The following is a 14738-nucleotide window of genomic DNA, read 5'->3' as shown; positions in this document are numbered from 1 at the left end:
TATGGCCGGTGGCTATGGCGCGGGGGATCCACCCGATCCCATCCCGAACTCGGAAGTGAAAACCCGCTGCGCGGATGGTACTGCCGGGGCCACCCGGTGGGAGAGTACGGCGCCGCCGGCCTATACTAACAAACGCCCGCTTCGATCATTCGTGATCGGAGCGGGCGTTTGTCGTTTCCGGCGTATCCGCCAGGAAGAACTGCGAGGGGGGGTACAGAGGAACAGAGAATACAGAGGAAAGCCTTCCCTCTGTATCTCTGTTCCTCTGTACCCCAACTGCTTTATCTGTGGAGGAATTGCGGCTACGGATCCGAATCCCCGCGGCTACATCAACCAATCAACCACAAACCCCGCCACCAGGCGCACGGGACATTGAGCCCTCCTGCATGTGTGATCGGGACAGATGTGCGCCACTCTGGAGGGCATGTCCCACTTCTTCGTCCATCCTTCTCCCGCCGCACAGGTGATGGAGTGGGTCGGTGCTGACCCGATGCGCGCGCGCAATCTGGACTACGCAGGAAATCCGCCATATCCCGGTGCGGCAAGGTTGCCCCACAGGCCTTCGCGACGTATACTACTGGAAGTTCCTGTCCTGAACCGGCTTCCGCTGCGTCCGGTTTCGTCCGCTCTCATGGGGCAATAACAGCATGAGCGACACGTCCCCCTCCGAAGCCGCCATCAGCGTTCTCATCTGCGATGATGAGGAGTTGCTGGTAAAGAGCTGCGGGCAGATCCTTTCCAGCGAGGGGTACACCGTTCATACGGAGGGACGGGGAAAGAACGCCCTGGAGAACGTTCGCCGCCACCGGCCGGACATCGTCCTGACCGACCTGATGCTCCCCGACATGGACGGGCTGGCGCTGCTCAAGGAGATCAAGAAGGTGGCGCCCGACACCCTGGTGGTGATGATCACCGGGTTCGCCACGGTGGACAGCAGCGTGGAGGCCATTCGCGCGGGGGCGTACGACTACATCCCCAAGCCGTTCACGGCCACGCAGCTGCGCATCCTCATCGGGCGGGCGGCGCAGCAGGTGCAGCTGGTGCGCGACAACGCCCACCTGCGCGACCAGCTCAAGAAGCACTACAGCTTCGAGAACATCATCGGTACCAGCGAGAGCATTCAGAAGGTGTTCTCGGTGGTGTCGCGCGTGGCGCCCACCGACGCCAGCGTGTTCATCTCGGGCGAGTCGGGGACGGGCAAGGAGCTCATCGCGCGCGCCTGCCACACCAACAGCCGGCGCTCGGACCGCCAGTTCGTGGCCATCAACTGCGCGGCGCTCCCCGACAACCTGCTCGAGAGCGAGCTGTTCGGGCACGAGAAGGGCGCGTTCACCGACGCCCGCGAGACCAAGCGGGGATTGTTCGAGGTGGCGTCCGGGGGCACGCTGTTCCTGGACGAGATCTCGGAGATGAGCATGGAGCTGCAGGCCAAGCTCCTGCGCGTGCTGCAGGAGCGCCGCATCCGGCGCGTGGGCGGCGAGGCCGAGATCCCCATCGACGTGCGCCTGGTGTCGGCCACCAACCGCGACCCCGAGGCGGCGGTGCGCGACGGCAACCTGCGCCAGGACCTGCTGTACCGGCTTAACGTGGTGCCGGTAAAGCTTCCTCCGCTGCGGCAGCGCCGCGAGGACATTCCGGCGCTGGCGCAGCACTACCTGCGCAAGTTCGGGCAGGAGTACGAGCGCGGCAACCTGCGCTTTTCTCCCGAGGCGCTGCGGGTGCTGGTGGACTACCACTGGCCCGGCAACGTGCGCGAGCTGCAGAACATGGTGGAGCGCATCGTGTCGCTGTGCATGCCGGGGGAGGAGATCACCGCCGAGGACCTGCCGGAGGAGCTTACGGCCACGCAGCAGGCCTCGGGCCGGTCCTCCATCGTCTACTCGGCCGACCTGCCGTTTCACGAGGCCAAGAACGACGCCATCACGGTGTTCGAAAAGGAGTACCTGCGCGACCTGCTGCGCCGGCACAGCGGCAACATCTCGCAGGCGGCGCGCACGGCCGGCATCGACCGCAAGACCATCCACCGCATGCTCACCAAGTACGACCTGGAAGGGCGCGAGGCGGCCTGGTAGCCGCCGCCTGATCGTCCGCCGCCGCCCGAGGGCCGCGCAAAGTCTGCGCGGCCCTCGGCTCTTTCCTATCCACAGCGATCGGTGTCCCCGGTCAGAGCCACGTGCGCTCCGGCGTTTCTCCGGCGCGGGTCCGTGTCGCGGCTGCGGGTTGCGGGGGAGAATCGGCCCGATCCAACGCCGTCCTGGGACGGACGTGGGTCGCGGGGGCGGAGAAGGATCATCATCCCTGGCCACGAAGTGGATGGCCGGGAAAGGGGGGAGCGGCAGGTGGCCGCTTCCTCTTCGTGTGTCAGCGCGGCGGAGTCTCGCCACGCGGGCGGCCGCGGCCGGTCCACCTCCGCTGCCGCAACTTCCAGGGAGAGTAGCGTGAACGCGTCGGAGCACATTTCCATCGTCGAAGGAATACATCGCGAGGCCCGCGACCGCGGCGTCCTCTTCCAGATCGCGGACGACCAGCCGCTGCAGGGCCGCACCATCCGCCTGAACGGGCGCGACCTGGTGACGTTCGGCTCGTGCTCGTACCTGGGGCTGGAGTTCCATCCGGCGCTGGTGCAGGGGGTGATGAACGCGGTGCGCCGCTACGGCACCCAGTTCTCGCAGTCGCGCGGCTACGCCTCGGCGCCGCCGTACGCGGAGCTGGAGGAGATGCTGTCCGCGGTGTTCGGCGGGTACGCGCTGGTGGCGCCGTCCACCACGCAGGGGCACCAGATGGTGCTGCCCACGCTGGCGACGGAAAAGGACGCCATCCTGGTGGACAACCAGGCGCACCGCAGCGTTCAGGTGGCGGCCACGCTGGCACAGGCCAACGGCACGCGGGTGGAGACCATTCGCCACCGCGAGCTGGACGCGCGCCTGCTTGAGACGGTGGCGCGGCTGGCGCGGACGCACCGCACGGTGTGGTTCGCCATCGACGGCATCTTCAGCATGTACGGCGACTTTGCGCCCCTCGGGCTGCTGCGGCAGGCGATGGCGCTCGCGCCCAACCTGCGGCTGTACGTGGACGACGCGCACGGGATGAGCTGGGCCGGCGAGCACGGCCGCGGCTGGTTCCTGTCCCGCTTTCCCATGAGCGAGCGGGTGGTGCTGGGCACCTCGCTGGTCAAGGCGTTCGCGGCCGGCGGCGGCGCGTTCGTCTTTGGCTCGGCGGAGGAGCGCGAGCGGGTGCGGCTGTGCGGCGGGCCGTACGTGTTCTCGGGCCCGCTGCAGCCGCCGATGCTGGGGGCGGCGCTGGGCTCGGCGCGGGTGCACCTGTCGGACGAAATCGGCGGGCTGCAGCGCACCTTTGCGGCGCGCGCGGCGCTGATGAACACGCTGCTGCGCGAGCACGGCCTGCCGCTGCTGGTGCGCAACGAGGGGCCCATCTTCTTTCTTCGCCTGGGACGCGCCGAGGCGGCCATGACGGTGGCGCAGCGGATGATGGACGAGGGGTGGCACGTCACCATCTCTACCTTTCCCTCCGTTCCGCAGCGGCGCGCGGGCATTCGCCTGGCGGTGACGGCGCTGCACACGCCGGCGGAGATCCGCGGGGTGGTGGAGGCGCTGGCGCGGCACGTTCCCCGGGCGCTGGCGGAGCACGGCGTGAGCCGGGACGAGCTGGACGACCTGTACCGCGACGCGGTGCCGGCGGAGGCGTGGGGCGGGCCGGCGCTTGGTGCGGCGGCGCCGGCCGCCGCGCCGCGTCCGGTGGACTCGCCGCTGCCGGCGGGGTGGCGGGTGGAGGTGGCGGATTCCATCGGGCAGGTGGAGCGCGCGGAGTGGGACGCGTGCATGGCGGGGCGCGGGGCGAGCAGTTGGGAGGCGCTGCGCACGGCGGAGGCGCTGTTCGGCGCGCACCAGCCGGGGCGCGAGCACCGCTGGCGCTTTCGCTACGTGACCGTGCGGCGCGAGGACGGCACGCCGGCGGCGGCGACGTACTTCAGCCGCTGCCTGCACAAGGACGACATGTTCTCGGAGCCGCGCGTTTCGGCGGAGGTGGAGCGGCGGCGGCGCGAGGGCGATCCCTACCTGCTGAGCTCGGACGTGGTGACGCTAGGCTCGTACTTCTCGGAGGGCGACCACCTGTTCCTGGACCGCGCGGACCCGGCGTGGCCGGCGGCGCTCGGGGCCGTGCACGCGGAGGCCATGCGCGCGGCGGCGGAGTGGGGTGCCTCGGGCGTGGTGCTGCGCGACCTGCGGGGGGACGATGGGGAGATGGATGCCTGGATGGGCGCGCGCGACTTCGTGAAGGTGCCGCTGATGAGCAGCTATCGGCTGGATGCGCGGCGCACGGAGGAGGCGGTGGCGGCGAAGGCAAGCAAGCGCACGCGGCGCTTTCTGCGGGAGCTGGCGGATGCGTCGGCGCCGTACCGGGTGCAGGTGTGGAGCGTGGAGGCCGGCGCCCCGGAGGACGGGGAGATGGCGGCGCACCTGCACCGGCTCTACCTGCAGGTGGCGGAGCGCGGGCTGCGCATCAACACCTTTCCGCTGCCGGAAAGCGTGGTGCCGGCGCTGCTGGCCAGCCCGGCGTGGGAGGTGGTCGCGCTCACGCTGGACGCGTCCGCGGGCGGTCCGGGAGATGGGCGGCCGGTGGCGTGGTTCGCCGGGCACCGCGGCGGCGGACACTACGCGGTGTTCATGTGCGGCGTGGACTACGCGTACGTGGCCGGTACGCAGACCGGCGCCTACCGCCAGCTCCTGCTGCAGATGACGCGTCGCGCACGCGAGCTGGGCGCGCACACGCTGCACCTGGGGATGGACGCGGAGACGGAGAAGCAGCGCTTTGGCGCGGTGGCGCATTCCACCTGCGCGTACGTGCTGGCGCTGGAGCACGACTCCGGCGACCAGCTGCAGGCCGTCGCGACGAGCGTGGGGCTGGGCGCCGCTTGACGGACGGCGATCGCCCCCGCAACGTCGGGGGATGATCGAAGAGCATCTCTCGGCCTGGCGGCTGGATTCCGACGGGGAGCCGATCGTCACGCACAGCAGCATCGTGGCGCCCGTGCGGCGCGACGGGGTGCCGCTGATGCTGAAGGTGGCGCGCGAGCCGGAGGAGCGGGCGGGCGCGCGGCTGATGGCCTGGTGGGGCGGCGACGGCGCGGCGCGGGTGCTGGAGCACGAGGGCGACGCCCTGCTGATGGAGCGGGCCCTCGGCACCCGTTCGCTCATCGAGATGGCGCGCGGCGGGGAGGACGATGAGGCCAGCCGCATCCTCTGCGCGGCCGCGGCCCGGCTGCACGCGCCGCGCGACCATCCGCCGCCGCTGGTGCCCCTCGACCGCTGGTTCCGCGCGCTGGAGCCGGCGGGCGCGGCGCACGGCGGCATCCTGGCGCGTGCCGCCGCCGTCGCGAGCGAGCTGCTGGCCGAGCCCCGCGACGTGGTGGTGCTGCACGGCGACCTTCACCACGGCAACGTGCTGGATTTTGGCGCGCGCGGCTGGCTGGCGATCGATCCCAAGGGGCTGGTGGGCGAGCGTGGCTTCGACTTCGCCAACCTGTTCTGCAATCCAGATCTGCAGACCGCTACGTCGCCTGGGCGCCTGGCGCGGCAGGCGGACGTCGTCGCCGCGGCGGCGGGGCTGGAGCGCGGCCGGCTGCTGCGGTGGATCCTGGCCTGGACGGGCCTTTCCGCCGCGTGGTCGCTGGAGGATGGGGATGATCCCGTGCTGGCGCTCGCGGTGGCCGAGCTGGCGGCGGCGGAGCTGGCGAGATCCTGAGAGGGTGTTGCCAAACCCTCAAGCTCACAACGAAGCGTGACTTCCTGAGAGGGGGGGTGCTAAACCCCTAACCTCACAAAGAAGCGGTGACTTCCTGAGGGAGCGCACCACGTGTAACCCGATTTCACACAACCGCCTGCGCGCGACCGAAGGACCTCGTCTCGGTGGCGCAGGGGCCAGATCAGGGCACGGGACCAGCCCCGTCGTTCTGCTGGCGAGGTCCTTCGGTCGGCGCCAGGGTGCAGTGTACAAGTGAGTTACGCGGCGGCGCCTCCCTCAGGAAGTCAATCACGCTGGGAGGTTTGGCAACACCCTCTGACGGGAGCGCGTGACTTCCTGAGAGGGTGTTGCTAAACCCCAAACTCACAAAGAAGCGGTGACTTCCTGAGGGAGCGCACCACGTGTAACCCGATTCCACACAACCGCCTGCGCGCGACCGAAGGACCTCGTCTCGGTGGCGCAGGGGCCAGATCCAGGGCACGGGACCAGCCCCCGTCGTTCTGCTGGCGAGGTCCTTCGGTCGGCGCCAAGGTGCAGTGTACAAGCGAGCTGCGGGGCGGCGCCTCCCTCAGGAAGTCAATCACGCTGGGAGGTTTGGCAACATCCTCTCTCGGGGCGATCCACCACATCTTGGGCGACGCTGGGCCGGGGGGCGACCGGGAGGGACGCGATTGCAAGATCGCCGCTCATGGGGATGAATGGCGAAAGCCGGAGCCGCGCTGGATGCGCGGCTCCGGCTTTTCTGCGTGCGGGCGCCGCTACAGCAGCAGGAGCATGACGAGCCAGCCCCCGATCGCCGCGATGGCGATGATCACCCCGGCAAGGCCGCGCTTGGCGCCGCGCAGGTACGCGGGAATCCCGCACGCCAGGGCGATCAGGCCGAACACCAGCGCCCAGACGAACAGGGCGACCACCGCGCAGACCAGCGAGATCGTCGCCAGCGTCTCCGCGGCGCTGTCCGCGGCCTGCCGCTCGCCCTCGGGGAGGCGGAGCGGGGGCGGGGCCAGCGGGGCCGTGTGGATGTACTGCACCGGCCGCCGTCCCACCACCACCCCCAGCGCCCGGCCGCACGAGGCGCACCGCTGCGCGCCCTCCCGATTCCACACGCCGCAGACGCAGCGAAACGGGTCCGCCGGCTCCGGTATCGTTGGCGCGGGCAGGGTGGCGGGAAGGGCAGGGGCGGGCGGTGGAGCCGCGGCGGGCGCGTCGGACTTGAGCGGGTGGCCGCACCGCGGGCAGAACGGCGCCTGGTCCGATATGGAGTGCTCGCAGGCGGGGCAGGGGATCAGGGGCATGGATCGTCGGACGGGGCGGAGCGGAGGGGGGGGATCCGGGTCAGGCGAGCAGCGCGCGGACGGCGGCTTCGGGATCTTCCGCGCGCATCACCGCGCTGATGACGGCGATACCCGCCGCGCCCGCCGCGATGACGGGCGGCGCGTTGGCGATGGTGATCCCGCCGATGCCGACGACGGGAATGCGCACGGCGGCCGCCACTTCCGCGATGCGCCCGACGCCGACCGCATCCCCCGCGTCCGCCTTGCTTCCCGTGGCGTACACCGGGCCGGCGCCCACGTAGTCCGCGCCGTCCGCCTGCGCCGCCAGCGCCAACTCCGCCGTCTCCGCTGATACGCCCAGCAGAAAACCGGGCGGGACGATGCGGCGCGCGGCGGCGACGGGGAGGTCGTCCTGCCCCACGTGCGCCCCATCCGCCTCGACGGCCAGGGCCACGTCCACGCGGTCGTTGATGAACAGCAGCGCCCCGGCCGCCCCCGTGTGGACCAGGAGCGCGCGGGCCATCTCCGCCATCTCCCGCGCGGAGGCGTCCTTCATCCGCAGCTGGATGGCCGGCGCGCCGCCCCGCAGCGCCGCGCGGACCACGCCGGCCACGTCCCGTCCCGCGCCGCAGTCCGGGTCCGTGACGACGATCAGCCGCAGCCGGTCCGCCAGTGCGCCGCTCATGGCGCGGCGGGCTGCCGCGCGCGCTGGGCGCGCATCTCCGCGCGGTAGCGGGCCACCTCGCGCAGGTGCTCGTTGTACGTCCGCGTAAAGACGTGCGTGCCGTTGGCGCGCGCCACGAAGAACAGGTAGTCGTGCTCCGCCGGGTTCAGCGTGGCCTCGATGGCGCCGCGGCTGGGCGAGGCGATGGGGCCCGGCGGCAGGCCGCTGTGGCGGTACGTGTTGTACGGATCGTCCGCCACCTGCTGGATGTGCCGCCGCAGCAGGCGGCGCTGGTGCTCGCCCAGGGCGTACTGCACCGTGGGGTCCGCCTCCAGGCGCATGCGGCGCTCCAGGCGGTTGTGGTACACGCGGGCGATGGTGGGCCGCTCCGTCCACACCTTGGCCTCCTTTTCGACGATGGAGGCCAGCGTCACCACCTCGCGCTCGCTCATCCGCAGCGCCTGCGCCCGCTGGCGCATCGCCGGCGTCCACGCGCGCTTGTACTGCGTCGTCAGCTCGCGGACCATCACGTCCAGCGACGCGCCCATGGGAAAGACGTACGTCGCGGGATACAGGTAGCCCTCCAGCGTGGGCCCCGGCACGCCGTACTTCTGCGCCTGCGCCGGGTCCATCAGCCGCGAAAGGACGGAATCCTCCGACACCCCCGTCACCTGGCCCAGGCGGGGGGCGATCCGCCGCAGCTCCCACCCCTCGGGAATGACGAGCCGCGTCTTGACCACGTCGCCCGTGGTCAGCTTGCGCAGGATCAGGTCGTACGCCGCCCCCGGCCGCACCTCGTACACGCCCGGCCGCAGCTTGGCGGTCGCGCCCTTCATCCGCGCATACAGCTTGAACGTCGCGGGCGAGCCGATGACCTGCCGCTTCTGCAGCGTGTCCGCCACCGACGACATCCCCGCCCCGCGCGGCACCGTGAAGCGCACCGGCTCCCCCTTCCCCTCGCCGCTCCCGCACGCGCCGAGCAAGAGCATCGCGGCCAGTACTCCGACGATCCGCCGGTGCCGTCGCCCGCTATTCCCTATTCCCTGTTCCCTATTCCCTATCACCTTCATCCTTCCTCCCCCGCCGCCGCCCGGTTCCGCCGCAGCGCCAGGAAGCCTTCCAGGATCACCGCCGCGGCGCCGGCGTCGATGCGCTCCTTCTGCTCGCGCGCGCTCTTCTTCAGCCCCATGCCGCGGATGGAGCGTTCCGCGCGCACGGACGACATCCGCTCGTCCATCCAGTGCACCGGCAGCCCCGTCCGCCGCGCCAGGTCGTCGCCGAACTGCCGCACCTCCGCCGCCCACGCCCCCTCCTCGCCCGCCAGGTCCAGCGGCAGGCCGATCACCGCCTCGTCCGCCTCCTGCTGCTGCACCAGGGTGGCGATCTCGGCCCACGGCGGGCGCTTGCCCGCGCGGCGCTGCAGGGTGGCGATGGGCGTCGCGATGGTGCGCGTGGGGTCGCTGACCGCCACGCCGATGCGCCGCTCGCCGTAGTCGAAAGCAATGGTGCGGGACAAGGCAGTGCGTGAGTGCGTGAGTGCGTGAGTGCGTGAGTGCGAAAGTGCGAAAGTGCGAAAGTGCGAAAGTGCGAAAGTGCGAACGTACGAAGTTATTCCGGATCCACGAAAAGACCACTGATCCGAAGCTCCGGCGGACCGTGTCATCCGGGCGCCACGATTGCGGCCGGGCTCGTCGCGAGGGGCCCCGCGTTCCCGACAGGGATTCTTCAGTCGGCGCCACGGGCTCGGAGCGCGAAGACGGTTCTGCGCGGGCGCCTCCCTCAGAATGACACCGATCATCCGGACGCAGTTGGGCGGTACGACAGTACGAAATACGAAGCCATTCCGGGCGCCACGATCCCGCCGGCTGCGGCCGGGCTCGTCGCGAGGGGCCCGCGTTCCCGACAGAGATTCTTCGGTCGGCGCCACGGCCTCGGAGCGTGAAGACGGTTCTGCGCGGGCGCTTCCCTAAGAATGACATGGTTCGTCCCGGACGCGGTCTCCTGATCGTACGACAGTACGAAATACGAACGGCCCGCGCGAGAGGCGGGCCGTCGCGGGCAGGCTGTACCCTGTCCCCTGTAACCTGTCCCCTATCCCCCCTACAGCCGGGCGACCGCGTCCTCCAGCGACGCGCCGCCGCGGACGTGCTCGTACACCAGCCCCAGCACGTCGCCGCGGGCAAAGACCAGGCGCGTGCGGTCCGCCGAGCCGCTGGGTACCTCCATCACCGCCACGCCGGCGCCGGCCAGCCGCTCCAGCAGCGCGGAGAACAGGCCGGTGGAAAGGTGCGCGCCGCGGGGGCCGCCCTCCGCTTCCGACTCCACCCACCCGCTCAGCTCGATCACCCCCACCGCCGGGTGCAGGTCGCGAAACGAGAGCGCGCCCCAGCCACGGTCGGTAAAGAAGCCCGCCGCCGCGCGCCAGAACTCGGTGGGATCCAGCGCGCCCCACTCCGTGCCGGCGTAGTCGCGCGACAGCCGCTCGTTCAGCGCGCTGTACACCTCGTCCCCCAGCTCGTAGCCGATCTGCCGGAGCACGTTCACGGCCTCCATGGGCTCGCGGTCGCCCACCACGAAGCGGCGGACGGTGCCCAGCAGCGTGGCGGGCACCTGCAGAAAGCGCGCGGGCGCGGCGGTGGCGTTCATGGCAGCTCCGTCTGAAGGGATTCGTCCGCGGGGACTTCTTCGGCGGATTCGGGGGATTCGGCGGCGTCCGCCGCGGCGGCCAGCGTGGCGGGCAGCTCCAGCAGGGCGGCCTCGGTCAGCTCGGCCACGCCCAACTCGCGGGCCTTGGCCAGCTTGGAGCCCGCGTCCTCGCCCACCACCAGGTAGTCCGTCTTCTTGGTCACGCTGCCCGTCACCCGGCCGCCGTTGCGCTGGATGAACTCCTCGATCTGCGGGCGCGTCAGGGTGGGGTGCGTGCCGGTGATGACGAAGGCCTTGCCCGTGAGCGGACCCTGGGCCGGCTCCGTGCGCTCCTCCGTCATCTTCACCCCCGCCGCGGCCAGCTTGGCCACGACCTCCTGGTTGCGCGGCTCGGCCAGCCAGGCGTGCAGCGCCGCGGCCATGGTGTGGCCGATGGTGTGGACGGCCTCGATCTCCTCGATCGATGCCGCCGACAGCCGCTCCATGCTTCCGAAGTGCCGCGCCAGCGTCTGCGCCGCGATCTCGCCCACGTGGCGCACGCCCAGGCCAAAGAGCACGCGCGCCAGCCCCTGCTGCTTGCTGGCCTCGATCCCCGCCAGCAGGTTCTGCGCGGACTTTTCCTTGAAGCCCTCCAGCGTCAGCAGCTGCTCTTCGGTGAGCGTGTAGATGTCGCCCACGTCGCGCACCATCCCCCGCTCCAGCAGGGTGGCGATGGTGCGCTCGCCCAGGCCGCGGATGTCCATGGCCCCGCGCGAGACGAAGTGCGCCAGCCCCCAGTAGATGCGCGCCGGGCACGCCGAGTTGGGGCAGTACAGCATCGCCTCCCCCTCGGGCCGCTCCACCGGCGTCCCGCAGGCGGGGCAGGCGTCGGGCATGGAGAACGGCTCCGCGCGCGCCTGCCCCTCCTCCAGCACCGGGCCCACCACCTGGGGGATGACCTCGCCCGCGCGCTTGACGATCACCTTTTCCCCCGCGCGCAGGTCCTTGCGGCGGATGTCGTCCTCGTTGTGCAGCGTCGCCAGCTTTACGATGACGCCGCCCACCTCGACCGGGTCCAGCACCGCGTACGGGTTCAGCGCCCCCGTGCGCCCCACGTTCAGGCGAATGTCCAGCAGCGTGGTCACCGCCAGGTCCGGCGCGTACTTGTAGGCGATGGCCCAGCGCGGCTCGCGCCCGCCCACGATTCCCAGCTCGCCGTGCAGGGCCAGGGGGTTCACCTTGACCACCGCGCCGTCCACCTCGTAGTCCAGCTCCGCGCGCCGCCCCTCGAACTCGTGCACGAAGGCCAGCACCTCGTCCAGGCCGGCGCAGGGCCGGGCGAGGGGGTTCACCGGCAGCCCCCAGGCGCGCAGCGTCTCCAGCAGCCCCCACTGGGTGTCGAACGGCAGCGGCTCGCGTGCCTCGGCTTTCAGCGCGTAGGCAAAAAAGCGCAGCGGCCGCGACGCCGTGACCGCCGGGTCCAGCTGCCGCAGCGACCCCGCCGCCGAGTTGCGCGGGTTGGCGAACGTCGCCTGCCCCTCGGCCGCGCGCCGCTGGTTGAGCGCCTGGAATCCGGCGAGCGACATGTAGACCTCGCCGCGGATCTCGAAGCGGCGCGGGGGCGGCGGCCCGTCCGCGCGCAGCCGCAGGGGGATCTCGCGGATCGTGCGCAGGTTGCGCGTCACGTCCTCGCCGATCGTCCCGTTCCCCCGCGTGGCGCCCTTCACCAGCACGCCGTCCTCGTACGTCAGCGCGATGGCCAGCCCGTCGATCTTGGGCTCGCACACGTATCCCGCCGCGCGCACCTCGTCGGCGATGCGGGCGTTGCGGGTTTCCCACGCGCGCAGCTCGTCCTCGCCGAACGCGTTGTCCAGCGACAGCATGGGCGCCAGGTGCTCCGTCTTTTCCAGCCGGCTGGCGGGCTCGGTGCCCACGCGCTGGGTGGGGCTGTCGGGGGTGCGCAGCTCGGGGTGCGCCGCCTCGATCTCGCGCAGGGCGCGGAAGAGGCGGTCGTACTCCGCGTCGGACAGGGTAGGCGCGTCGAGCGCGTAGTACTCGTGGTTGGCGCGGTCGATGGCCTCGCGCAGCTCGGCGGCGCGCGCGGCCTCGGCGGCCGGTGGGGCGGGGTGGGGCGGGGTCATTCCGGGGCGGGCTCGGCCTGGGACGCGCGGACCACGCGGTTGCGGCCGCCGTGCTTGGCCTGGTACAGCGCCGAGTCGGCCGCCTTCAGCAGCGCCTCGGGCGTGTCGGTGCCGGGCGCGGGGAACGCCGCCACGCCGCAACTCACCGTCATGCGCACCTCGGTGGCGCCGTCGCGAAACACGTGGCCCTCCACCGCGGCCCGCACGCGCTCGGCAAAGTGCTCGCCCGCCTCCTCGCCCGTGTCGGGAAGGATGGCGATGAACTCCTCGCCGCCGTAGCGCCCCGGCATGTCGATCTCGCGCGCCGTCTCGGTGATGATCTTCGCCGTCTCGTACAGGATCACGTCGCCGGTGGGATGGCCATACGTGTCGTTGACCGACTTGAAGCGGTCCAGGTCCATCATCACCACCGCGATGGACTCGCCGGTGCGGGCGCTGCGCTCGAACTCGTCGTGCAGCAGCTGGTGCACGTGCCGGTGGTTGAACAGCTCCGTAAGGCCGTCGGTGATGGACAGCTTCTTGAGCCGCTTGTTGACCAGCTCCAGCTCGCGGTTCTTCTGGTCCAGCTCGTCCTGCAGGAACTTGATGCGGAGCATGGCCCGCACCCGGGCCTCCAGCTCGCGGAAGTTGTAGGGCTTGCTGATGTAGTCGTCGGCGCCGCTCTCCAGCCCCTGCACCACGTCGTCGGCCTCGCTGAGCGCCGTGACCAGGATGATGGGGATGAAGGGAAGCTTGGCGTCGTCCTTGATGCGCCGGGCCACCTGGTGGCCGTCCAGCCCCGGCATCATCACGTCCAGCAGGATCAGGTGCGGCGGCTCTTCGCCCACCCGCTCCAGCGCCTCTTCGCCGTTGGTGGCCGTGACCACCTGGTAGCCGCGCGACGAAAGGCGCGCCTCCAGGATGTCCACGTTGTCGGGGACGTCGTCCACCACCAGGATGCGCGTGGAGCCCCCGTCCGGTGCCGCGGTGCTCGTCAAGCGTTGGCCTCCCGCCCGGAGCCGATGAACTTCTCGACCTCGGCCACCACGCGGCGCGGCTCGCAGGGCTTGGCCAGGTACCCGTCGCACCCCACCTCCTGCGCCTTGGCGCGGTCGGTGGCCAGCGCGTGGGCGGTCAGGGCGATGATGGGGATCTGGGAGGTGGCCGCGTCACCCTTGAGGATGCGCGTGGCCTCCCACCCGTCGATGATGGGGATGGAAATGTCCATCAGGATCAGGTCCGGATGGTCCTCGCGGGCCATGCGCACGCCGTCCTCGCCGTTGCGTGCCTCGATCACCTGGTATCCAAAGTGCTCGAGGATGGTGCGGTAGACGGTCCGGTTGTCCTCGTTGTCCTCCACGAGAAGGACCGTCTTGCTGGAGTCCGCCATGCGGATGTGCCTCCTGAACGGTATCGGCTCCGGGGCCCGCGCGTGCGGCAGGTGGCGCGCGGCGGGCAGAGGGATAATAATACCCCCGGGGTTCCCCGGTGCAAGGCTGTGGAGCCCTTTCGTTCCGCGGAGCGGGTGGCACGCGCGTTGCCGCCCGCCCCGCCGCCCGCGTTTTCCCTCGTCACGCACGGATGGTTCTCCCCATGCACTACGAAGAACAGGCCCGGCGGCTGGGCATCGTGGGCGGCTTTGCCCTGGGCATCGCGCTGGGCGCGGGCGCCGCGCTGCTGATGGGCGGCCGCCGCGGCGCCCCCGCCTCCGACGCCGTCCGCCGCGCCCGCCGCCTGCGCGCGCCCAGCGGCCGGCACCTGCAGGGAACCCGCGAGGGCGCCGCGGGGCGGATGGCCCGGCGCAGGTTCAAGCTGTAGGGGATCAGGGGACAGGTTACAGGGGACAGGTTACAGGGGACAGGTTACAGGGGACAGCCAGAGGACGGCGTCGCCGGACCGGTTCGAACGAGTGTGGTTTTCCAGGTACCTGACGCAAACGCCTGACTTCCTGAGGCTGAGAGGGTGTTGCCACACCCCCAAGCTCACGACGAAGCGATGACTTCCTGAGGGAGCGCACCACGTGTAACCCGATTCCACACAACCGCCTGCGCGCGACCGAAGGACCTCGTCTCGGTGGCGCACGGGCCAGATCAGGGCACGGGACCCGCCCCGCCGTTCTGCTGGCGAGGTCCTTCGGTCGGCGCCAAGGTGCAGTGTACAAGCGAGCTGCGGGGCGGCGCCTCCCTCAGGAAGTCAATCACGCTGGGAGGTCTGGCAACACCCTCTTGAGGGAGCGCACACGGAGAAGGTGGAAGGTACGCAATCGGTTGCGCGCGACTGAAGGACCTGCTC

The 14738-nt window shown here is 70.9% G+C and carries 11 protein-coding genes, 1 rRNA gene and 1 pseudogene; 5 read left to right on the top strand and 8 right to left on the bottom strand.

Annotated features, from left to right (window positions below):
• Positions 1–4: 4 nt before the first annotated feature.
• From rrf to VGC13_RS23215, 4 genes are all read left to right on the top strand, one after another.
• Positions 5–121 (top strand): 5S ribosomal RNA (gene rrf / locus VGC13_RS23230).
• Between the two features lie 526 nt (positions 122–647).
• The gene (locus VGC13_RS23225; protein WP_331127689.1) at positions 648–2072 is read left to right on the top strand and encodes a sigma-54 dependent transcriptional regulator; all 1425 of its coding nucleotides are present in this window, start codon (positions 648–650) and stop codon (positions 2070–2072) included.
• A 366-nt stretch (positions 2073–2438) separates the two neighbouring features.
• Positions 2439–4937 (top strand): bifunctional aminotransferase class I/II-fold pyridoxal phosphate-dependent enzyme/GNAT family N-acetyltransferase, encoded by a 2499-nt coding sequence (locus tag VGC13_RS23220; RefSeq protein ID WP_331127688.1) that lies wholly within the window; start codon positions 2439–2441, stop codon positions 4935–4937.
• A 31-nt stretch (positions 4938–4968) separates the two neighbouring features.
• The gene (locus VGC13_RS23215; protein ID WP_331127687.1) at positions 4969–5763 is read left to right on the top strand and encodes an aminoglycoside phosphotransferase family protein; all 795 of its coding nucleotides are present in this window, start codon (positions 4969–4971) and stop codon (positions 5761–5763) included.
• Positions 5764–6521: 758 nt separating this feature from the next.
• Here VGC13_RS23215 and VGC13_RS23210 read toward each other — a convergent pair.
• From VGC13_RS23210 to VGC13_RS23175, 8 genes and pseudogenes are all read right to left on the bottom strand, one after another.
• Positions 6522–7058 (bottom strand): double zinc ribbon domain-containing protein, encoded by a 537-nt coding sequence (locus VGC13_RS23210; RefSeq protein WP_331127686.1) that lies wholly within the window; start codon positions 7056–7058, stop codon positions 6522–6524.
• Positions 7059–7098: 40 nt separating this feature from the next.
• The gene (thiE, locus tag VGC13_RS23205; RefSeq protein ID WP_331127685.1) at positions 7099–7722 is read right to left on the bottom strand and encodes a thiamine phosphate synthase; all 624 of its coding nucleotides are present in this window, start codon (positions 7720–7722) and stop codon (positions 7099–7101) included.
• Positions 7719–8690 carry an endolytic transglycosylase MltG gene (gene mltG / locus VGC13_RS23200; protein WP_331127684.1) on the bottom strand — a complete coding sequence of 324 codons (972 nt, stop codon included), beginning with the start codon at positions 8688–8690 and terminating at the stop codon, positions 7719–7721. The genes thiE and mltG overlap by 4 nt, the downstream gene beginning before the upstream one ends.
• Positions 8691–8767: 77 nt before the next feature.
• Positions 8768–9217 (bottom strand): Holliday junction resolvase RuvX, encoded by a 450-nt coding sequence (gene ruvX, locus VGC13_RS23195; RefSeq protein ID WP_331127683.1) that lies wholly within the window; start codon positions 9215–9217, stop codon positions 8768–8770.
• A 584-nt stretch (positions 9218–9801) separates the two neighbouring features.
• Entirely contained in the window at positions 9802–10347 is a 546-nt protein-coding gene (locus VGC13_RS23190) for a hypothetical protein (protein ID WP_331127682.1), read from the bottom strand.
• A gap of 19 nt (positions 10348–10366) precedes the next feature.
• Positions 10367–12467 (bottom strand): annotated as a pseudogene (ligA, locus tag VGC13_RS23185) (NAD-dependent DNA ligase LigA); the annotation flags it as partial.
• Positions 12464–13444: a diguanylate cyclase gene (locus tag VGC13_RS23180; RefSeq protein ID WP_331127680.1), complete on the bottom strand. Its 981-nt coding sequence runs from the start codon at positions 13442–13444 to the stop codon at positions 12464–12466. The pseudogene ligA and the gene VGC13_RS23180, both read right to left, overlap by 4 nt.
• Entirely contained in the window at positions 13441–13836 is a 396-nt protein-coding gene (locus VGC13_RS23175) for a response regulator (RefSeq protein ID WP_331127679.1), read from the bottom strand. The genes VGC13_RS23180 and VGC13_RS23175 overlap by 4 nt, the downstream gene beginning before the upstream one ends.
• 203 nt (positions 13837–14039) lie before the next feature.
• Between VGC13_RS23175 and VGC13_RS23170 the strand changes: the two genes are divergently transcribed.
• Positions 14040–14264: a hypothetical protein gene (locus tag VGC13_RS23170; protein ID WP_331127678.1), complete on the top strand. Its 225-nt coding sequence runs from the start codon at positions 14040–14042 to the stop codon at positions 14262–14264.
• The last annotated feature ends 474 nt before the right edge of the window (positions 14265–14738 follow it).

Source organism: Longimicrobium sp. (assembly GCF_036399255.1).
Lineage (GTDB): Bacteria > Gemmatimonadota > Gemmatimonadetes > Longimicrobiales > Longimicrobiaceae > Longimicrobium.
Note: the sequence above shows the minus strand (reverse complement) of the source record. Positions and strands in the feature narration are given on the sequence as shown.

Coding starts and splice junctions, on each gene's coding strand:
- VGC13_RS23215 (WP_331127687.1), top strand. CDS start 4,969: ATGATCGAAGAGCATCTCTCGGCCTGGCGGCTGGATTCCGACGGGGAG.
- thiE (WP_331127685.1), bottom strand. CDS start 7,722: ATGAGCGGCGCACTGGCGGACCGGCTGCGGCTGATCGTCGTCACGGAC.
- VGC13_RS23175 (WP_331127679.1), bottom strand. CDS start 13,836: ATGGCGGACTCCAGCAAGACGGTCCTTCTCGTGGAGGACAACGAGGAC.
- VGC13_RS23170 (WP_331127678.1), top strand. CDS start 14,040: ATGCACTACGAAGAACAGGCCCGGCGGCTGGGCATCGTGGGCGGCTTT.
- VGC13_RS23210 (WP_331127686.1), bottom strand. CDS start 7,058: ATGCCCCTGATCCCCTGCCCCGCCTGCGAGCACTCCATATCGGACCAG.
- VGC13_RS23225 (WP_331127689.1), top strand. CDS start 648: ATGAGCGACACGTCCCCCTCCGAAGCCGCCATCAGCGTTCTCATCTGC.
- mltG (WP_331127684.1), bottom strand. CDS start 8,690: ATGCTCTTGCTCGGCGCGTGCGGGAGCGGCGAGGGGAAGGGGGAGCCG.
- VGC13_RS23190 (WP_331127682.1), bottom strand. CDS start 10,347: ATGAACGCCACCGCCGCGCCCGCGCGCTTTCTGCAGGTGCCCGCCACG.